At 54.5% G+C, this 20,485-nt stretch carries 17 protein-coding genes and 1 pseudogene; 14 read left to right on the top strand and 4 right to left on the bottom strand.

The features are described 5' to 3' along the window. Positions 1–606 precede the first annotated feature (606 nt). From DQG13_RS05970 to DQG13_RS05960, 3 genes are read left to right on the top strand one after another with little or no spacing between them, the layout of a single operon-like run. Positions 607–2,070: a sensor histidine kinase gene (locus tag DQG13_RS05970; protein WP_113018816.1), complete on the top strand. Its 1,464-nt coding sequence runs from the start codon at positions 607–609 to the stop codon at positions 2,068–2,070. After that, a complete protein-coding gene (locus DQG13_RS05965) occupies positions 2,045–3,133 on the top strand; it encodes a response regulator (RefSeq protein ID WP_181592602.1) in 1,089 nt (362 codons plus the stop codon). The genes DQG13_RS05970 and DQG13_RS05965 overlap by 26 nt, the downstream gene beginning before the upstream one ends. Positions 3,134–3,141: 8 nt before the next feature. Beyond that, positions 3,142–3,669: a helix-turn-helix domain-containing protein gene (locus DQG13_RS05960; protein ID WP_258525475.1), complete on the top strand. Its 528-nt coding sequence runs from the start codon at positions 3,142–3,144 to the stop codon at positions 3,667–3,669. A 34-nt stretch (positions 3,670–3,703) separates the two neighbouring features. Here the strand turns inward: DQG13_RS05960 and DQG13_RS05955 are convergent, their stop codons facing one another. Genes DQG13_RS05955 through DQG13_RS05945 form a run of 3 tightly spaced genes read right to left on the bottom strand, consistent with a single transcriptional unit; the run spans position 3,704 to position 6,657 of the window. After that, entirely contained in the window at positions 3,704–4,768 is a 1,065-nt protein-coding gene (locus DQG13_RS05955) for a Gfo/Idh/MocA family protein (protein WP_181592601.1), read from the bottom strand. A gap of 13 nt (positions 4,769–4,781) precedes the next feature. Further along, the gene (locus tag DQG13_RS05950) at positions 4,782–5,795 is read right to left on the bottom strand and encodes a Gfo/Idh/MocA family protein (RefSeq protein ID WP_113018812.1); all 1,014 of its coding nucleotides are present in this window, start codon (positions 5,793–5,795) and stop codon (positions 4,782–4,784) included. Positions 5,796–5,817: 22 nt separating this feature from the next. Then, positions 5,818–6,657: a sugar phosphate isomerase/epimerase family protein gene (locus DQG13_RS05945; RefSeq protein ID WP_113018811.1), complete on the bottom strand. Its 840-nt coding sequence runs from the start codon at positions 6,655–6,657 to the stop codon at positions 5,818–5,820. Between the two features lie 159 nt (positions 6,658–6,816). Here DQG13_RS05945 and DQG13_RS05940 point away from each other — a divergent pair, with 159 nt between their 5' ends. Beyond that, entirely contained in the window at positions 6,817–7,719 is a 903-nt protein-coding gene (locus DQG13_RS05940) for an AraC family transcriptional regulator (protein WP_258525474.1), read from the top strand. Between the two features lie 105 nt (positions 7,720–7,824). Here the strand turns inward: DQG13_RS05940 and DQG13_RS05935 are convergent, their stop codons facing one another. Then, positions 7,825–8,805 (bottom strand): LacI family DNA-binding transcriptional regulator, encoded by a 981-nt coding sequence (locus tag DQG13_RS05935; RefSeq protein ID WP_113018809.1) that lies wholly within the window; start codon positions 8,803–8,805, stop codon positions 7,825–7,827. A 334-nt stretch (positions 8,806–9,139) separates the two neighbouring features. Between DQG13_RS05935 and DQG13_RS05930 the strand changes: the two genes are divergently transcribed. The 10 genes and pseudogenes from DQG13_RS05930 to DQG13_RS05885 all read left to right on the top strand — a co-directional run bounded on the left by DQG13_RS05930 (position 9,140) and on the right by DQG13_RS05885 (position 20,424). Further along, a complete protein-coding gene (locus DQG13_RS05930; RefSeq protein WP_113018808.1) occupies positions 9,140–10,477 on the top strand; it encodes an ABC transporter substrate-binding protein in 1,338 nt (445 codons plus the stop codon). Positions 10,478–10,558: 81 nt separating this feature from the next. After that, positions 10,559–11,443, top strand: coding sequence for a carbohydrate ABC transporter permease (locus tag DQG13_RS05925; RefSeq protein WP_113018807.1), 885 nt, complete (start codon positions 10,559–10,561; stop codon positions 11,441–11,443). Beyond that, complete coding sequence (locus DQG13_RS05920) at positions 11,443–12,279, top strand: carbohydrate ABC transporter permease (protein WP_113018806.1); 837 nt, start codon at positions 11,443–11,445, stop codon at positions 12,277–12,279. The genes DQG13_RS05925 and DQG13_RS05920 overlap by 1 nt, the downstream gene beginning before the upstream one ends. Positions 12,280–12,314: 35 nt before the next feature. Next, positions 12,315–13,578, top strand: a pseudogene (locus DQG13_RS05915) (alpha-amylase family glycosyl hydrolase). Between the two features lie 18 nt (positions 13,579–13,596). After that, complete coding sequence (locus DQG13_RS05910; RefSeq protein WP_113018805.1) at positions 13,597–14,568, top strand: carbohydrate kinase family protein; 972 nt, start codon at positions 13,597–13,599, stop codon at positions 14,566–14,568. Between the two features lies 1 nt (position 14,569). Continuing rightward, entirely contained in the window at positions 14,570–16,039 is a 1,470-nt protein-coding gene (gene gtfA, locus DQG13_RS05905) for a sucrose phosphorylase (protein WP_113018804.1), read from the top strand. 72 nt (positions 16,040–16,111) lie between these two features. Beyond that, positions 16,112–16,894, top strand: a complete 783-nt coding sequence (gene sigG / locus DQG13_RS05900; RefSeq protein WP_113018803.1) for an RNA polymerase sporulation sigma factor SigG — start codon at positions 16,112–16,114, stop codon at positions 16,892–16,894. A 290-nt stretch (positions 16,895–17,184) separates the two neighbouring features. After that, on the top strand, positions 17,185–18,072 hold the full coding sequence (locus DQG13_RS05895; RefSeq protein ID WP_113018802.1) for a carbohydrate ABC transporter permease: 888 nt from the start codon (positions 17,185–17,187) through the stop codon (positions 18,070–18,072). Between the two features lie 14 nt (positions 18,073–18,086). Continuing rightward, complete coding sequence (locus DQG13_RS05890) at positions 18,087–18,950, top strand: carbohydrate ABC transporter permease (RefSeq protein ID WP_113018801.1); 864 nt, start codon at positions 18,087–18,089, stop codon at positions 18,948–18,950. A 79-nt stretch (positions 18,951–19,029) separates the two neighbouring features. After that, positions 19,030–20,424, top strand: a complete 1,395-nt coding sequence (locus DQG13_RS05885; RefSeq protein ID WP_113018800.1) for an ABC transporter substrate-binding protein — start codon at positions 19,030–19,032, stop codon at positions 20,422–20,424. Positions 20,425–20,485 lie beyond the last annotated feature (61 nt).

Genomic DNA, 20,485 nt, shown 5'->3' with positions numbered 1-20,485 from the left:
GCGTGCTAGTACCGTGCCCTTATAGGGCTGATGGAAGCCACCGGCTAAGCCGGTGGTTATGACTTGTATAGCGTACCCCGAGGCACGCATCTTCTAGCCGGTGAAAGTCCGGTCGCGGGAGGGGCCAAGCCCCCGCGTAGCTAGGATGCCTGCGTACGGCGAAATCGGTGCGTAGAAGCGCATCGACGAAAGTACCGGTCAGAGACCGGGCGAGCGACATGCCAGGCCGTAACATAAAGTGAATCCTGCCGCGTCGTCAAAAAGGCCTCGCAAGAGGGACATGGGGAAGCCGAGTCGCGTGTACATCGACGAAGGCCAAGGAAGCTGCTGGGAACTTGGAGCGGCAGCGAAGAATCCTCCGGCGTAGAGGGATCGGCATGGCAGGAAAGAGGATGCAGTGAACGGGGGAGACCCTCCCCTGCACGGGATATATATTTTTTTTTTACCAGGCCCGTAACGAGGCACTCTATAAGCCTGAAAGGTGAAGTGAGCCGCCAGCAGGAAGGGAGTCCGAGGGGTTCATACTAACGAAGAACGCAGGACAACACAACCTGCGGGAGGGAAGGAACCCTGCTTTGTTCATGTTTTGCAAGGAGGTACGAGTCAGTGAATGCCAAAAGGCTAACGACACCAACGGAAAACGTTCAAAAACTCCAAGTGAAACTAGGTCATGCGGCCAAGGAAAGCAAGAAGCGCAGGTTTCACGCCCTGTACGACAAGGTATACCGGATGGATATCTTGTGGGAAGCATGGAGAAAAGTACGTGCCAATAAGGGAGCGGCAGGTGTAGACGGAGAAACGCTCGCAGATATCGAAAAACAAGGCGAGCATCTTTTCCTGCACGAATGCCAGCGACTGTTAAAAGAAGGCAAGTATCAACCTCAGCCGGTGCGGCGGCAGTACATCCCGAAGAAGGATGGCAAGCTGCGGCCGCTCGGCATTCCCCATGAATATTTCCAGCATATTTTCTCCAAAGGAGCGGCCGGACGGTTTGTGTTATATTCCCCGGAAGGACAAGTGATTTACGAGTATGCCCCAAAAGGCGTTTCCCTGGAGAGCCAGCGTACCCGGGAGGTGCAAAATGTCATTTCCAGCGCCGGCTGGAAGCTTATTTATACCTTTTCGACCAAGGAGATGACCGCTGAAATATCAGGCGTGTTCAGCTTTTACACCTTTTTATTGTCCGTGTTCATCTTATCCTTTTTGGTGATGTCCGTCTTCATTGCCCGAACCTTGCACATGCCCTTGAACAAGCTCCGCAAGACAGCGGAGCAATTCGGAAGCGGCAACAGGGAGATCCGCTTTCCGGTGAAAGGCCAGGATGAGGTTGCAGTTCTGGGCAGAGCCTTTAACCGGATGCTGGGCCGGATCGATGTGCTGATTGCGGAGGTGAAGCAGGAGCAGAAGCAGAAAAGAATCATTGAGCTTGACGCGTTGTTTTCGCAAATCCGGCCGCATTTCCTTCTCAATACCCTCAATTCCATTAAATGCAATCAGGCTGCGGAAGGCCAAACCGTCAAAAGCCGGCAAATCGACGCACTTATGAGCATGCTGAGGGCCTGCATGAGAGTCAATGAGAGATGGTCTCTGAAGCAGGAATGCAAGTTGCTGGAGGATTACGTGGAAATCATGAAGATGCGCAATGATATTTCCTTGGAGCTGCATATTTGTCTGGACGAGCAGGCGGAGAAGCTTGAGGTGCCTCGCCTGTTGCTTCAGCCGCTGGTGGAGAACGCCATTGTTCACGGATTCTCCGAGCCTTCGGACGCCGCCTCTGTCTGGGTAATCGCCGCGCAGGACAGCGGGAGATGCCGCATTGAGATAAAGGACAATGGGGCAGGCATGAGCGATGAGAGCCGGCTGGAGCTGCGGCGCCAGCTGCTGGAATTCAGAGCTCTGCCCAACGCGGCCAGTCAGCGGATTGGCTTGCTGAATGTTTACAACAGACTAAGGCTGACCTATGGAAGCGGAGTGGATATGGATGTCTGCTCCAATGAATACAACGGCGTTTCGATTGTTCTTGAGATGGAAAGGGGCGCAGACCATGATGAGGGCCATGCTGGTGGATGATGATGTTCCGATGATCAAATATCTGCGCACGCTGATTCCTTGGGAGCAATATGGCGTGAAGATTGTGGCTTCCGCACAGTCCGGCGTTAAGGCGCTGCAGTTGTTTCGGGAAACCCGGCCGCAGCTTGTCATTACGGACATCGGCATGCCGAAAATGGACGGGATTGAGCTGGCCAATCATCTTAGAAGCATAGACGGCGACGTGCGGATCATTTTTCTGACCTGCCATGAGGATTTCCATTATGCGCGGAAAGCGGTCCAATTAAACGCGGACGATTATCTGATTAAGGACGAGCTGACTGCGGAGGCACTGGCGCGCAGTGAGGAGAAAGCAGTAAAGACGGCGGGACAGGTCCAAAAAGGCAGCGATCAGACAAACTACCGGGAGGAGATTGACCGAAACCGCGATTTGCTGAAGCGTTCCTTTTGGAAGCAGATTGTTTCCGGAGATTGCTCCCAGGTGGCGCTGGGTTTGGGCCAAAGGCTTGGAAGCGATTGGAGTCTGCCCTACTTTATGCTGGGGATGCTGCACCTGGATTACGCCTCCTTCATCAGGCGCTATGGCTGCAAGGATCAACCCTTGATCCAGTATGCCTTGTATAATATTGCCAAAGAACAGGCCAGCCTTCATCAGGACCTGACCGTGTTTGCCGAGGATGGGCCGAATCTGTATTTTGTCATGAACTATCAACGGAATCTGGCCTTTAACCCGCATGAGGCTTTCCGCCAGTTCGCAACCGATATGCGGGTCAAGGCGCTGGAATATTTGTCGGTGGAAACCTGCTTTGTTAGCGGCTCCGGATTCTGGGGCATTGACCGGATAGCCAAGGAGCTGGGGGAACTGAAGCAGTTCAACATGAGCCTCTTTTATGAGGAAGCCGTGTGCTGCTCCATGTCCTATATAGAGCCTCCGGTCTTTTATATCGCCCAGGATTCCAAGGATATGCGGTATAAGGAGGCGCTCCTCCAGGCTTGCCGAGAGAAGAGCGAGGAGGGCTTGTCCCGGATTATAGAGGAGATGGGGCGCGGGGTGGCTGCTGACCGCTCGTTCCGGCAAGCGTAATTGCGGCGTTGTCCAAATTAATGCGGCTGGTCGAATATGAGTGGGGATATGACAAGGAGCAAACGGTGTTTTATGCGGGGCTTGAAGGCTCGGTCAGACTGGGGGAGGTGCTGGAAAGCATCCGCGTGCGGGTCCATTCCATGATGCTTGCCGATTCGGCCGGCGGGGTATTGGCTGGAGACAGACAAAAAATCCATCACATCGATCGGTACATCATGGAGCATCTGTCGGAGAATATATCGATGGTTTCCATTGCCCAGCATCTGTATTTGAATCCCAGCTATTTCTCCAGGCACTTCAAAAAGATGACAGGCATCAATTTTACGGATTATGTGCATCAATTCAAAATGAAAATAGCCATTGAAATGCTGAGGGACAAAAGCATAACTGTGGAAATGTTAGCAGCGAAGCTGGGATATTCAGACCGCACCTATTTCTCCAAGGTCTTCAAAAAATACAATGGAGTCAGTCCCATGGATTATAAAACAAGCCAAGGAAAGCAACATGCGCGGCTCTGCTTCAGCCGCGCATGTTGAATATTCACTCTTTTTCCTTTCGCCGCACAGGCGCCTAGGAAATGCAGTGAGGGAGAGGGATGTCTTGACCGCAGCGTGCATCCGGGTTCGTCAACACACGCTTCTCCCGGATTGCCTGGTCGGCCATCAAGGCCATGTGCATGGCGGAGCAGACATCCTCCAGGGAGGGAACCGGCTCCGCCTTCCCATCCATCACCCGCACAAAATGGCTGATTTGGGAAAGGGTCGATTTTCCCTCGTAAGGGATATTCGTCTCCGTCATTTCGCCGGAGGCGAAATCATAAAAGCGGATGGCGTTTCCCAGGGATTGCTGGGATAAGGGACGGAAGCACTGGTAAATGATTTCGATTCTGCCCTTGGGCCCGGTAAACTCCTTCCGGAAATCGGTCTTAAGGGTCTGTCCCCAGCCGGCTTCAAAATATCCTGCGGAGCCGTCGGCCATGGCAACGGCGGCCAGCCCGTAATTGTACGTGTGGGCGGGAACATCCCCATCCAGCCGCTGGCCGATTCCGCTGACGCTCTCCAGCTCCGATCCGGTGGCCCAGCGCATCAGGTCGAAGTAATGAACGCCGCAATCCACTATGGGAGAGGCGTCCTGAAGCAAAGCCAGGTGCCCTGCCCAGTGCTGGGATTGCTTCACCTGCGACATGCGCATAACCAGAGGGAAACCGATTTTTCCGCTATGAATCATCTGCATGGCTTGCCGATAGGTTTCATTGTGCCGGAGGATATGGCCGACCATCACCTTGGCCTTGGCCCGCCGGCAAAGGCGGAAGAAGGCCTGTGTGTCCGCAGGATTGGCCGCCACCGGCTTTTCGCACAGCACATGCTTGCCATGGGCCAGGTATTCCTTCGTGATCTCCAGATGGGTAGAAGGATAGGTGGCAATGACAACGGCATCCACATCCCTGTCGCCGGCAAAAACGCGGTAATCGGTATGCCAGCGCGGGATTCCAAATTGCCGGGCGGTTTCCCGGGCTACAGCGGCGTTGGCATCCACCACAGCCGTCACCTGCGTCCTTTCATGCCGGGAAAGAGCCTCCAGATGGGCTTTGCCCATATATCCGCAGCCAATTACGGCCACACCGTAGGTTTTCATGGTCATCCTTCCTTTATTCCAGTCTTACCCAAGCTCCCTCTTGAACAGCGGATGCGTGCTCGGCTTCAATAACGGCCAACGACTGCAAGGTGCTTTCCGGCCGGCAGGCCTCGATGGGTTTGTTCGCGGCGACCGCATCAAGGAAATGGCGGATTTCCCGGTAGTACCCGTCATCCTGGGCCAGCTCCGCTGTAAAGCCCGGTCGGTCATGGGGGTAGACGGTAACGGATTGGCCATTGAAGACCAGGCATCCTCTCTCGAAGTTTACCCGGTATCCCATATAGAAGCCGAAGTCGCCTCCCAGGGTCCAATCGGCCTGGGCATTGATGACCTTGCCGTCCGGATAGGCATAATGGGTGGATACGATGTCGAAGCCGGTGCCTTCCATGGTATTTTTGCCCAGTGTGGATACCTTGGCAGGGGGGCCGAACAGGTACTGGATCATATCCGCGTCATGAATGTGCATGTCCAGGAGACAGCCGCCGCTCAGCTCCTCCTTCAGAAACCAGGGCTGGGGCAGGCCCGAGCCTCTGTAAAAATAGCCCTCTGCCGCTTTTCCGAAGGTCTCCTGCTCCACACAGTTCTTCAGGTATTCGTATGCAGGCCAGAAGCGGAGGCAATGGCCGATCATGAGCCGCTTGCCGCTGGACTGGGCTGTGGCCGCCATCCGCTTGGCATCCGCATGGGTGCGGGCCATGGGCTTTTCACACAGGACATGATAGCCCCTCTCCAGCATGGCGCAGGCCATATCCGCATGAAGATAGGTGGGAACGGCCAGATCGATGATATCCAGCTGCTCCTTCTCCACCATCTTCTCAATATGGTCATAAAGGGGATAGGAGGAGATATCGTACACCTCCCGGCTGGTGCTCATATTGCCCCCGGCCTTTCCCTCCTTCAATTCCTCAATCCGCAGATCGCATATGGCCGCAAGCTTGACGGGATAACCCTCTTCCATCAACCGCGTGTAATTGTCAAAGTGCATTCTTCCCATAAAACCGAAACCAACCAGACCAACCCTCAGCATGATGATATTCCTCCCGGGATTATTATTGCGCCAATATGGCGTTCATGGATGACAAGGTATTATAGATGATTTGCTCCGGATGGTGGGTGTAGGCCGGAATCATCTCGGCGGTGACATAGCCGTCGTAGCCCGTTTTCCGCAGGGCGGCCATAACGGCCGGATAATCCGTGTCCCCCGCCAGCAAATCGACAAAGCCATGCAGGCCTCCGGCCTGGCGGCGGTAATCCTTCAGATGCACCCGCTTGATCCGGTGGTCCAGAATTCTCACCCACTGCTCCGGATAACCCGCATGCACCACATTGCCGATATCCAGATAAGCGCCTACGAAGGGCGAGCCTACAGCATCCAGGAAGCTGCGCAGCTCCAGCGGGGACAGCAGGAATTTGTTCCATACATTCTCGATGCCGATGGAGACGCCGGCGGCCCGGGCGTCCTGGGCCAGGGAGGAAATGGCCCCCAATGCCCGCTCATAGGCCCGCTCATAGTCCACAACGGGATGCCCGGGGATAAAGTCCACCCCGACTGCGCCGGGAATGACCAGAATGGTATCCGTGCCCAAAGCGGCGGCCAGCTCCAACTGCTTGCGGCAAACATCCATGGCTTTGCTCCGTTCGTCGGCGGAATCGCTGGTCATGGAGTAGCTCCAGTAAAGCCCGGTGGCCAGTCCGGCAATCTCAAGCCCGGTGTCAAGCACCTGCTCCCGCACCTTCCGCGCTTCCTTTGCCGAGGTGGACAAGCCCAGATCGCCTGCTTCATTCAGCGACAGTTCAATGCCGTCAAACCCGGCGTCCTTGGCGATGGCCAGGCAATCCTGCAAGGGAGAACCTTCCGGGAACGACCAGATATTGATGCCCTTTTTCATCACGCCACATCCTTTTGTGTATTTTTCCGGGATAATTAAAATGTTGAAATTCATGCGTATTATGCTTATATTATAAGAAAAAAGCAGGGTCATTTCTTTAGCGGATGATGATAAAAGTTAGATTATTCCTGCAAAATGCTGAGGAGGGAGGCGGCTGTTTTGGAGGAGGAGCTGCGGCCCGCTTTGCGGGAATCCGCCTTCCGGGAATGGTCCCCGGGCATTCATTATGCCAAGCATCAGGAGCTGCGGCCCTGCAGCTTCCCGGTGCGCAGGCTGTATGACTTTGAGCTGCTCTACGTGGGCAACGGGGAGATGGAGACGGATATGAGCGGTGCAGTGCACCGAATCACAGCGGGGCAGCTGATTGTGCTGCCGTCGGGGGTTTTCCATCAGAACCGGATTGTCGCCGGAGAGCCGGCCAGGCTGATGGGCATCCATTTTGATTTTTTCGATGAATTGCGGATTTTGCAGGAGGAAGATATGGTCGTGGATGAGGAGAGGGGGGCGCAGCCCGGCAAATTCGCCGCGGAGGCCGTGGCCGAAGGCTGCATGCCGCTGTCCCGGGAGCCTGTGCATACTCCATCCTCCGATTGCGTGCAATGGATGGAGCAGCTGGTGCAGGAGTTCACCATGCGTTCGCCGGGGTATGAGCTGGTGTGCAAGGGGCTGATGATGAATATTCTGGCCTCGCTGGTCCGCGCCCGGCTTGCCGGGCAGAGGGCGGAGGCAACGGTTCACGGGGAGCGGATTCGGAGCATCATGGGGGAGATCGAGCTTCATCCTGCGGGGCATTGGAGCAATACGGCCATCGCGGCGAAGCTGAACGTCCATGAAGACCATATGTCCAAGCTGTTCCGGCAAGTGACCGGCATGCCGCCGGGAGAGTATGTGCGGACCGTCCGGCTGCGGGAAGCGAGGCGGCTTCTGGGGGAGACGGACTGGTCCGTGGAGCAGGTCGGAGAAGCGGTGGGTTATCCGGATTTGCATTATTTCAGCAGAATTTTTTCCGCCCATGAGGGGATATCCCCCCGCGCCTTCCGCAAGCTGGCGCGAATGCTCTAGCCTCCACGGGCAAAGGCACCGCCCCCAAAATGTAAAGAAGACCGCCCTGCGCCAGGCCAAGAAGGCTGGCTGCAGGGCGGTCTTTATGTATTGGGACCAGCGCCTTTAGCCGGTGGATTCCCTCTCAATCAGCTCAACGGGGAACAAGTTGTCCCGCTGAATGCTCTCCCCGGCCATCAGCCGGCGGATCAAATCAACGGCCAGATTGCCCATTTCCTCAATGGGCTGGCGGATTGTGCTCAAGGAGGGGGAGAACCAGGAGGCCATCAGGATATCGTCATAACCCACGACCTTAAGCCGGTCGGGAACGGATAATCCTAAGGATTGGGCGATTTTGACCACGAAGGAGGCGATTATATCGCTGGTGGCGAACACCCCGTCAATATCGGGATGCTCCCGGAACAGGGCGCGAATCCGTTTTTCATACTGCGGATAATCGAATACATTGATGTCCAGCTCCGCCATCACATGTTCGGCAGAATGCTGCTTCACCGTATCAAGAAAACCGTCTGTCCGCCGGTTGGACAGCATGTTCAGGGCCAGATTGCCGCAGATATGGGCGATCTTCCTGCAGCCTTTATCCAGCAGCAGCTGGGCCGCCGTCTGTCCGCCTGCATAGTTATCGGAGGCAATATAGGGTACATCCCCCCCGATCTTGCGGTCGAAGGTGACCAAGGGATGGTTCAGGTTCAGATATTCGTCAACCTCAAGGGTGTGGCTGCCCATAATGATGCCGTCCACCCGGTTTTTCCTCATCATTCCGATATATTCCTTCTCCTTGGCAGGGTCCATTAAGGAGTTGCACAAGAGCAGCTTCATGCCGTTTTCATAAGCGCAGGCTTCAATGGAAGCCGCCATCTGGCCGAAGAACGGGTTGGAAACCGTCGGAATGATCAGCCCGATCAGGTTGGATTGCTTTTTCAGCAAGGAGCGGGCAATCTCGTTGGGCTGGTAATGCAGCTCATCCATGGCGGCGAACACTTTGCGGCGGGTTTCCTCACTGAGATAACCCCGGTTGTTGATCACCCGGGAGACCGTTGTGACGGACACTCCCGCCCGTAAGGCAACGTCATGTATTGTGGGCATTCGCTTGCTTCCCTTCTTTCCCTCTTGAATGAACACAGGGCCAATACTCTTTTATACCAAAAATCACAGGGGATGTCTACGTGGAAAGCCGGACAAAACCAATCCCCCAAAAGTGACGAGATGCCTCGAAGCCAATTCCGGGTACTTTCGGGGGAGCCCCCGAATGAAAATGCGTTAGTCATGTATTTTCGTAAAAAATTTAAGGCGTGAGTGCAAAAAAAACGTATGTCAAACCTTTGACATACTGCATTTCCCTGTGTACAATGAAGATGTGTTAAAGGTTTGACATACAGATGGACTTTTGCAGCAAATAATCATTTTGGAGGGGTTCAATTTGAAGAAAACAGCGGTTTTTGTTTTGTCTGCAGCACTTGTTGTAACTGTCGCCGGATGCGGTTCGTCCAACGGAAAAGACAACGCTTCCAGTCCTTCAGCTTCCCAAGGAGCAAGCTCTTCCGCTGCTTCCCAAGCTGCCGCCAAAGACGAAAAAGTCACCATCATCATCACAAACGGCAAGGGTGAAATCGCTTCCCAATGGGAGCAGGCCGCCAAGGATTTTACCGCCGCCAACCCCAACATCACCGTAGAAGCTTATTCCGGGGCTGTCGGAGATACCCTGGGCGTGCTTGACAAGCTGACCGCCTCCGGCAAAAAGGTCACCATCGCCATGCTGGAGCCCTCTGCCGTCAACTACAAATACAAGGATTGGGGCATTGACCTGTCCAAGGAAAAGTGGAATGAAGAAACCAAGGACAGCATCAAAAACGCGGCCGGCCAAGTGATAGGCTTCCCCTTCGCCATTGAGGGTTTTGGTCTTGTGTACAACAAGAAGGTAGTCGAAAAAGCGGTAGGCGGCACCTTTGACCCGTTCTCCATCAATACCCGCGACAAGCTGAAGGAGCTGCTGGACAAAATCAAGGCATCCGGCGTCAGCACCCCGGTGGCTTACCAGACGGAAGGATGGTCCGTGAGCAATCATTACAGCACCCAGTTCCTGAACCAAGCGGCAGACCCCAATGAAATTGTCAACCAACTGAAGGAAGGCAAATTTGATCTGACCGGCAATGCTGTCTGGAACGGCTATTACGATACCCTGGAGCTGCTTGTGTCCAAGGATTATAACAAATATGCCAAACGCCCCCTGGATAAGGTGTATGACGATGCCCACCTGTCCGTAGGCAAAGGCGAAGCGGCTATGCTGTTTAACGGCAACTGGGCTTTTGACTCCTTGAAAGCGGTAGCAGGCGATTCCTTCGGCTTCATTCCGGTGCCGGTAGACAACAATGCAAGCAACCCGCTGAATAACAAGATTGTAGCCGGACCGACCCAAATTCTGGCCATCAACAAGGAAGCCACACCGGCCCAACAGGAAGCCGCCAAGAAGTTTTTGAACTGGCTTGTGTATGAAAAAGCCGGCCAAGATTTCCTGGTCAACAAATCCCAAATCATCTCCGCCTTCAAGAACAACTCGAACCGTGTGAACAACCCGCTTGGGGTGGCCATCGCCGATGCCATTGCCGCCGGTAAAACCATGCCGTTCACCACCAATTACGTGGTAGCCGATGATTGGTTCAAGATTATCGGGCCTGATGTGCAAAAGCTTCTGGTGAAGGAAGAAACCCGGGCCGATTTGGCCAAAGCCATCAAAACCTACTACGCCAATAAAAAATAAGCTGCAGCCGCGGCGGACCGACGGGCGGAGCCATCCTCCGCCCGTTCGGCCTATCTTCTTCTAAGGAAGTGACAATCCAATATGATACGAGAGAAAAGTGCGGTTAAACGCCTTGGCAACCAGCTGTTTTTTACCGGGCCTACCATAGCGGGTTTTGCTCTGGCTCTGTTGATCCCTTTTGTCTACGGGTTTTATTTAACCCTGATGAATATGACCTCTCCCGTCAGCCCGCTGGAATTCGCCGGACTGGACAATTACGCGGCCGCGTTCCGCGACACCAAGTTTTGGTCCTCCATGTGGCTGACCATCAAGTACGTTGCAGCCACCATCGTTTTTGTGAATCTGATCGGCTTTGCCTTGGCCTATTTGGTCACATCTGGGGTTAAAGGGCAGAACTTTTTCCGGACCGCCATCTTTACGCCCAATCTCATCGGCGGCCTGGTGCTGGGCTACATCTGGAAGTTCATCTTCATCCAGTCTCTGCCGAATATCGGGCAGAAGCTGAATATCGAGATGCTGGCCTTGGGCTGGCTGGGCGACAAGGCGATGGCGTTTTGGGCGTTGGTGGTGGTGACCATCTGGCAAAACGCCGGTTATATGATGATTATCTTCATCGCCGGTCTGATCAATGTGCCGAAGGACGTACTGGAGGCCGCCACCATCGACGGGGCCAATACCTGGCAGCGTCTGACCAGGATGATCCTGCCGCTGATGGTTCCCTCCTTTGTGGTGACCATTTTCCTCACTCTGAAGGGTGCGTTTATGGTGTATGACCTGAACTTCTCCCTGACGGAAGGCGGCCCCTTCAACAGCACCATGATGGTATCCATGCATGTGGTGCAGAAGGCGTTTATGGAGACCAATTACGGGGTGGGCCAAGCGGAAGCCATTCTGCTGTTCGCCGTTGTGACCGTCGTAACAGGCTTGCAGGTTTATTTCAGCAAGAAGAAGGAGGTTGAAGCATAATGGCTATCCGCAAACTGACAACCTCTTTGGTCACATATCTCTTTTTGGGCATCGCGCTGATCGCCTTTACCTTTCCTTTTTTTCTGGTTATCGTGAACTCCTTCAAGAGCAACGGCGAAATTCTGGAAAGTCCCTTTTCCCTGCCCACAAGCATCAAGTTCGGGCATTTCTCCGAGGTGATCGAGAAGATGAACTTCTGGGTTTCCTTCAAAAACACCTTCCTCATTACAGGCGTAAGCGTGGTTCTGATTCTGGTCAGCTCCGCCATGGCGGCCTATTATATTGTTCGGCATGCCTCCCGCTTCAACAAAACGCTGTTCGCCATGCTGGTGGCGTCCATGATCATTCCATTCCAATCCATCATGATCCCGTTGATGTACATTTACGGCGCCAAGCTGAAGTGGATTGAAGCAGCCCCTACAACCCTGCTGATTGCGTTGTATATCGGATTCGGCAGCGCCTTGTCCGTTTTTATTTATCACGGTTTTATCAAATCCATTCCCCTTGAGCTGGAGGAAGCCTCCCTCATCGATGGCTGCACCCGGAGACAAACCTTCTTCCGGATTGTCCTGCCGATCCTGGCGCCTACATCCATGACCATCGCCATTCTGAACGTGCTGTGGATCTGGAACGACTATCTGCTTCCGTCTCTGATTCTGAGCCAACCCGATGATTTCACCATGCCGGTGAAAATGAAGGTATTCAACGGCACCTATATGAACAACTGGGAGCTGCTTATTCCCTCTATCCTGCTGACGATTCTGCCGATTTTGGCCGCCTATATTTTCGGTCAGCGGTACATCATCAAGGGAGTTATGCAAGGCGCGGTCAAATAATAGAGCAGAAAAAACAACAGTGGAGGTTGCCTGCTTTGAACAAAACCTGGTGGAAAGAGGCAGTGGCGTACCAAATCTATCCAAGAAGCTTTTTGGATTCCAACGGGGACGGCATCGGAGATTTGCAGGGAGTTTTAGCCCGGCTGGATTATCTGAAGGAATTGGGCATTGATGTCATCTGGATCTGCCCCATGTACAAATCGCCCAACGACGACAACGGCTACGATATTTCCGACTATCACGATATTATGGATGAATTCGGCACCATGGCGGACTTTGACGAGCTGCTTCGGCAGGTCCACCGGCGGGGCATGAAGCTGATCCTTGATTTGGTCATCAACCATACCTCGGATGAGCATCCCTGGTTTATGGAATCCCGGTTGTCTGCAAATAATCCGAAACGGGAATATTATATCTGGAGCGACGGCAAAAACGGCGCGGAGCCCAACAACTGGGAAAGCATCTTCAGCGGCTCAGCCTGGGAATATGACGAAGCCTCGAAGCAATATTACATGCACATTTTCTCGCGGAAGCAGCCCGACCTGAACTGGGAAAATCCCACGGTGCGGCGGGAGCTGTACAGCATGATCAATTGGTGGCTGGACAAAGGCATCGACGGCTTCCGGGTTGACGCCATCAGCCACATCAAGAAGGTGGCCGGGTTTCCCGATTTGCCCAATCCCCGCGGGCTTCCTTATGTCTCTTATTTACCAGGGGCAGGAAATCGGCATGACCAATGTGCGCTTCCCGGGAATTGAAGACTATAACGACGTATCGGCCAAAAACATGTACGCTCTTGAGCTTGCCAAGGGAAAGCCCCATGAAGCGATTATGGAGCCGATCTGGCAAAACGGACGGGATAATTCCCGGACTCCCATGCAGTGGGATGACAGTCCCCAGGCCGGATTTACGAAGGGCGCACCCTGGCTGAAGGTGAATCCCAACTACGGGCGGATCAATGTCAAGGCGCAGGCGGGAGACCCTAATTCGGTTTTCAGCTATTACCAAAGTCTGATCCGGCTGAGGAAAGCACATCCGGTTGCCGTATACGGAAGGTATGATCTGATTCTTCCGCGGCACAAGCAAATCTACGCATACACCCGAACCCTTGCCCAAGAAACACTTCTGGTTATTGTGAATATGTTCCCGGAAGAGGCGATGCTCAGGCTTCCTCCGGGACTTGAAATAAAACAAGCCCGGCTGCTGCTGTCCAATTATGAGGAGCATGGCCTGAAGCGGCTCCGGCGGATTCTGCTGCGTCCCCACGAAGCAAGAGTGTACCTATTACATGCGGAATGACCCGGGAGGCCCGTCACAATGAAACTGGATGAATGTATTGTTTTTCCTGACCGAACCAACGATATTCTAACCGTAGGCGAACTTCTGATTGATATGATCTCCGATGAGTATGATCCGGGCGGCTTGGGGAATCAGGGCTACCATTCCTACTTTGGAGGCTCTCCCTCCAATATCGCCATGAATGTCAAAAAGCTGGGCATCCGTCCTTTTGTCTCCTCCGCAGTGGGCCGCGACCGGCTGGGAGATTTCCTCATCGCCCAATTGGAGCGGGCCGGCATCGACACCCGCTGCATCCAGCAGGTGGATTATGCCACCAGCATGGTGGTGGTCAACAAAAGCGCCGCCACCCCCGTTCCGATTTTTTACCGGGAAGCGGATTACCACCTGGAGTATACAGGGGCGCTGGAAAAAATCCTGTCCGAATCCAAGATTGTCCACTTTTCCTGCTGGCCTGTCTCGCGTATGCCGGCCCGCCGCACCATCCTGCAGGTGATCAAAAAAGCCAGGGAGCTGGGCGTTCTGGTGTGCTTCGATCCCAATTATCATCCGATGATCTGGGAGAAGGGCGAGGACGGGCTGGCTGTGCTTAAGCCCATCATCGGCCTGGCCGATATCGTCAAACCGTCGGAGGACGATGCCGAGCGGCTGTTCGGGCCGGACAGTCCCGAGAACCAGATCGCCAAGTTTCTGGCTCTTGGAGCCAAACTGGTGATCCTGACTCTGGGCAAGGACGGGGCGCTGATTGCCAACAGCAGCGGGATGCTGCGGATGCCGACCTTGGCCACGGAGGTGGTGGATACAACCGGGGCCGGAGACGCGTTCTGGTCAGGCTTTTATGCGGCGGTGGTAAAAGGGCTCCCCATCCGGCAGGCCCTGTCCGCCGGATTTGCGGTGAGCGCCTACAAGCTGAAATATACCGGTGCGGTTGTGGAGCTTCCTCCGCTGGAGGAGCTCCAAGCCATGTACGGATTAAAGGAGGCTAACGCTTAGTATGGGACTCAAAAATCAAGTTCAACTGATTACCTATCCCGATTCCTTGGGAGGCAGCCTGCAATCCCTGCGGCAGGTGCTGGAAACCCATTTTGCCGATATATTTAAAGGCGGAGTTCATATTCTTCCTCCGTTCCCTTCGTCAGGAGACAGGGGGTTCGCGCCTCTAACCTATCTGGAAATCGAACCAAGCTTTGGAGCCTGGGAGGATATCCGGGCTATCGGGGAACGCTTCGACGTGCTGGTGGACCTGATGGTCAACCATATCTCCAGACAGTCGGAATACTTCCAGGATTTCCTGCGGCAGGGGCGCAAATCCAAATACGCGGAGCTGTTTATTACCCTAGATAAGCTCTGGCCCGACGGCAAGCCTGTGCAGGCCGATATCGGCAAGATGTTTCTGCGCCGTCCGCTGCCTTACTCCACCTTCACCATTCAAGAGACGGGCGAGGAGGAGCGGGTATGGACCACCTTCGGCAAAACGGACCCGTCCGAGCAAATTGACCTTGATGTGCATTCCGAAGCGGTGAAGGCGCTGCTTGCGGAGTTTTTTTACAATTTCAAGAAAAACAATGTGAGGATTGTCCGGCTGGATGCGGTGGGGTATGTCATCAAGAAGCTGGGCACCAGCTGCTTCTTCGTGGAGCCGGATATTTATCAATTCCTGGATTGGATTAAGGAGCTGGCCCAGTCCCTGGATATTGAGCTGCTTCCGGAGGTTCATTCCCACTACAGCATCCAGTACAAGCTGGCGGACCATGGTTTGTGGATTTATGACTTTATCCTTCCGTACCGGATTCTGGACACGCTGCTGAACAAGTCTTCAGCGGACCTGCTTGCCTATTTGCGGAACCGGCCGGCCAAGCAGTTCACCATGCTGGACTGTCATGACGGCATTCCGGTGAAGCCGGACCTGGACGGTCTGATCGATACCAAGGAAGCCCGCCGGGTGGTGGACACCTGTCTGGAGCGCGGCGCCAATCTGAGTCTGATTTTGTCCGAGGGGCATAAAGGGGAGGACGGCTTCGATGTCCACCAGATCCGCTGCTCCTATTATTCCGTGCTGAACAGCGAGGACGATGCCTATTTGGCAGCCCGGGCTATCCAATTCTTCGCGCCGGGCATCCCGCAGGTTTATTATGTGGGGCTCCTTGCCGGGGAAAATGATGAGGAAGGCGTGAAGCGGACGGGAGAAGGCCGGGAGATCAACCGCCATAACTTCAGCATGGAGGAAATCGGCCAGTCCTTGGAGAAGCCGGTTGTGCGGCGGCTCCTGCAGCTGATCCGCTTCCGCAACGAGTATGCAGCCTTCGACGGCGAGTTCCGCGTGCTTGACTCCGCTGAGGATGAAATCCGGCTTCAATGGCGCAAGGAACAGCAGGTCTGCACCTTGTTCATCGATTTGAAAACCAATAAGACGGTGATTGACTATATCGACGAGGCGGGCAAGGAAGCCCGTTATATGGTGTAAGTCTCCATACGCATAAAAAACCCATCCCAGGAGATAATGAACAGTAATGTTTCTCCTTGGGAGGTAATCACGATGACCCGAAATAAAGTCGAGATATGCGGCGTTGATACATCCAAGCTGCCCGTCCTTACCAACGCGGAAATGCGGGAATTATTCGTCGAGCTGCAGGAGAAAAACAACCGCTTGGCCAGAGAAAAGCTGGTCAACGGCAACCTCAGGCTGGTCCTGTCCGTGATTCAGCGCTTCAACAACAGGGGAGAGTTTGTGGATGACCTGTTCCAGGTAGGCTGCATCGGTCTGATGAAGGCCATCGATAATTTTGACCTGAGCCAAAACGTTAAATTTTCCACCTATGCCGTGCCCATGATCATCGGTGAAATCCGCCGGTATCTCCGGGACAACAATCCCATTCGCGTTTCCCGGTCCCTGCGGGATATTGCCTATAAGGCGCTGCAGGTGCGCGACAGCCTGACCAACCAGAATTCCCGGGAGCCGACGATTTACGAAATATCCGAGGCGCTGAATGTTCCCAAAGAGGATGTGGTGTTTGCACTGGATGCGATTCAGGACCCGGTATCCCTGTTTGAGCCCATCTACCATGACGGCGGCGACCCCATCTATGTGATGGATCAGATCAGCGACGACAAGAACAAGGACATTTCCTGGATCGAAGGCATTGCGCTCCGTGAAGGAATGCGCAAGCTGAACGACCGGGAAAAAATGATCCTGTCCATGCGTTTCTTTGAAGGAAAAACACAGATGGAGGTTGCGGATGAGATCGGCATCTCACAGGCTCAGGTCTCGCGGCTGGAAAAATCGGCCATCTCGCAGATGCAAAAACATGTGAAATCATAAACTCCTAAGGGCTTTTCGGAAGAAAAGCCAGCATCGAAAGCATCCGCTAAGGGCTTTTCGTGAGAAAAGCCCACATCGTAAGCATAAGCTAAGGGCTTTTCGGAAGAAAAGCCAGCATCGAAAGCATCCGCTATAAAGGAGCCCGGCGCAAGCCGGGTTTTTGTTGTCCGCCGTTATTGGAAGAATAGTTGGATTGTCGTATGCGCAACAGTTGCTTTGCCCTTCCTGCCTGCGCCGCATCTTGCTTTATACTCAAGGTACGACGAACGGAAGGAAGGAGACAGGGCCCCATGAAAACAAGGCTTCAGCTTTTTAACTCGTACGTGTTTATTTTTCCCAGTCTGTTTCTGACTCTTGTGCTGGGCATCTATCCGATTGCCTGGGCGCTGCGGTATATGTTTTTTGATTACCAGGGCTACGGCGTTCCCAAGTATATCGGGCTGGACAATTTCGCCCGGCTCTTCCGGGACCAGGAATACTGGCATGCGGTGTACAACACCTTCATCTATGCCGGGGGCAAAATCATCGTCACCCTGCCCATTTCCCTGATCCTGGCGGTGATCCTGAACCGGGGGCTTAAGGGCAGGAGCTTTCTGCGGGCGGTCTACTTTATGCCCACGATTATCAGCTCCTCGGTCATGGCCATTGTATTCTTCTCCCTCTTCAATTCCTTCAACGGGATGCTGAACCAGCTTCTTGTCAGGTTCGGGCTGTCCCCGCTGGATTGGCTGGGCCCCAAATATGCCATGCTGACGGTGATCATTACCGCCGTATGGGGCGCCATCGGCAACTATATGCTATTGTTTATCGCCGGGCTGCAGGGAATACCGGAGGATATTTATGAAAGCGCCTCCCTGGACGGAGCCAACGCGGTGCAGAAGTTCTGGTACATCACCATTCCCATGCTGGGCCGCGTGCTGCAAATGATTATTATGCTGGCCATTATCACGGCGCTGAAGGGTTATGAAAGCATCATGGTTATGACCGAGGGCGGCCCCTTCGGCAAAACAGAGGTGATGTACCTGTACGTGTACAAGCTGTTTTTCCCCGTATCCACCACCTCCACCACGGTGCAGCAGCTGGGATACGGAAGCGCTGTGGGCTTCGTCACCGCCATTATTGTAGGCATCATCACCGGCCTGTACTTCTATATGTCCAACAGGCTGAGCCAGGAATAGGAGGACGATGCGTTATGTCAACAAAAGAACGCCGGCAGGGCTTAAGGATCGGCGCCCGCGGCGGCAAAAGCATCATGTGGGTGTTTCTTGTGATCATCGCCCTGTTTACCCTGCTGCCGGTAGCCATGGCCATTCTCGGCTCCTTCAAGACCAACGCGGAATTGACCTCGGGAGCCACCTTCTTCCCTTCCAGCTGGCAATTCTCCAACTATGCCACCGCCTGGAAGCAGGCCAATTTCGGCCGGTTCATGTGGAACAGCTTCTATGTCAGCATCGCCGTCACCGTGGGCACTCTGCTGGTTACGGCAATGGCTGCCTACGCGGTGGACCGCAACCGCTTCCCCGGCAAGCAAATCTATGTCACGCTTCAGGCCAGCACCATGTTCATCTCCATCGGCGCCGTTGTGCTGCGGCCGCAGTTTGACCTGATGGTGGCCATTGGCCTGAACAAATCCCTATGGGGCGTCATTCTGATTCTCATCAGCGCCCACGCCTCTATCTTCTTTATGCTCATCGGCTTCTTCCGGGCCATTCCCAGGGATCTGGATGAGGCGGCTTATATCGACGGCTGCAACTTCTATTCGGTTTTTTTCCGGATTGTGCTGCCGCTCCTGCGCCCGGCGCTGGCGGTAACGGCGCTGTTCACCTTCCGGGGCGCCTGGAACGAATATATTCTGCCCCTGGTCTTCACCATGACCAACCCCAAGCTTCAGACGCTGACTGTCGGCCTGGCCAATCTGCGCTACGGCATCGGCGCCGCGGCGGAGAACCAGCTGATGATGGCAGGCGCGTGCATTGCCTTTTTGCCCGTCCTGATTGTCTATCTTTTCGCCAGCAAATCCTTTATGCAAGTGACGGCCGGAGCCGTCAAGGGCTGACCGGAGCCACCAGGAAGCAAGCCTTGCGGCTCGCCGAATGTTATTCATATAATAATTTCATACTAGGAGGGTTACAGACATGAAAATGAAAGTTGCAGGCACTTTGCTGAGCTTGTCTCTGGCCGCATCCCTTGCGGCTTGCGGGGGCGGAGGCTCTGACGGCTCCCAGGCCCAGAACAGCCCGTCCGCTTCTGCCGCAGGCGGGGAGAAAACCAAAATCACCTACTGGACCATCGACCGCCATGACGCCGACTACATCAAGCAAGTGATCGAGACCTTCAACAAGAATAACCCGGATATTGAAGTGGAAATGACGGTGATGGCGGACAACTTTACCCAGTCCGTGGATATTGCCTTCGCCAGCAACCAGGCCCCCGATGTGTTCCGCACCACCGATTTTGTCAGCTTTGTCAAAAAAGGCTATCTGATGCCCCTGGATGAACTGATGAGCAGCCAGATGAAGGACCGTTTCAGCAAGCTGATGGTGGCGGAAGCCAATACCTTCGACGGCAAGACCTATTCCCTGCCCAGCACCGGACAGCTGTGGAGGCTGATCTACAATAAGGATCTGTTCGCCAAAGCGGGGCTGACCGAACCGCCCAAAACCATCGCCGAGATGGTGGATTACGCCAAGAAAATTACCGAAGCCAACAAGGACATCGGGGCCTACGGCTTCGCCGGGAACTTCAAAAGCGCATCCTCCGCCTTCACCCGGATTGCCAATCCCATTATGTCGCTCTCCGGAACCTCCACCATCGACGGCTATAACTATAAAACAGGCGAATATGATTTCAGCGTATACAAGCCGCTCCTGGAGGGGCTGCGCCAGATGAAGGTGGACGGCAGCCTGCTGCCCGGCGTGGAATCCCTGGATATTGACCCCTTGCGGGCGCAGTTTGCCGCAGGCAAGATCGGCATGTACTTCAACCACTCCGGCGAACCCGGCGTGTACCAGAGCCAGTTCCCCACCAAGATCAACTGGGACTCCGCGCTGCCTCCCACTATTGACGGCAGCCGTACCGGAACCGTGTCCGTACTGGCCGGCAATTACATCGGCATGAACAAGAATACCAAGCACAAGGAAGCGGCCTGGAAGTTCATGGAATACCTGTACAGCCAGGAGGTGCAGAAGGATTACCACGAGAAGGGCTACGGCATCTCCATTGTGCCCGATGTGAACAGCGCCGCCGCTGAGCCGTCCATTCCCGGCATTGCAGGCTTCCTGCCCACCAAATATGACGCTTTGTATTCCCCCACCCCGGTATCGGCGACGGAAGCCAAGGTGGAGGGTGTGAAAACAGGCAACGCCGTCATTAAGTATATCCTGGAGGGCGGCGACGCCACCGCTATTCTGCAGGATTTGACCACCCGCTACAATGCCGGCCTGAAAAAAGCCAAGGAAGCGGGCGACACCAAAGCCGCCGCCAATCCCGGCTTTGATTCCGCCGCCCTTCAGGGCAGCATGGCCAAGTAACAAATGACCCGGCAATAGACGCGTTGGCCTTCCCCGGCGCGTCTGTTCCCATTCCCGGCCT

It is taken from the genome of Paenibacillus sp. YN15, assembly GCF_003285005.1.
Taxonomy (GTDB): Bacteria; Bacillota; Bacilli; order Paenibacillales; family NBRC-103111; genus Paenibacillus_AR.
Note: the sequence above shows the minus strand (reverse complement) of the source record. Positions and strands in the feature narration are given on the sequence as shown.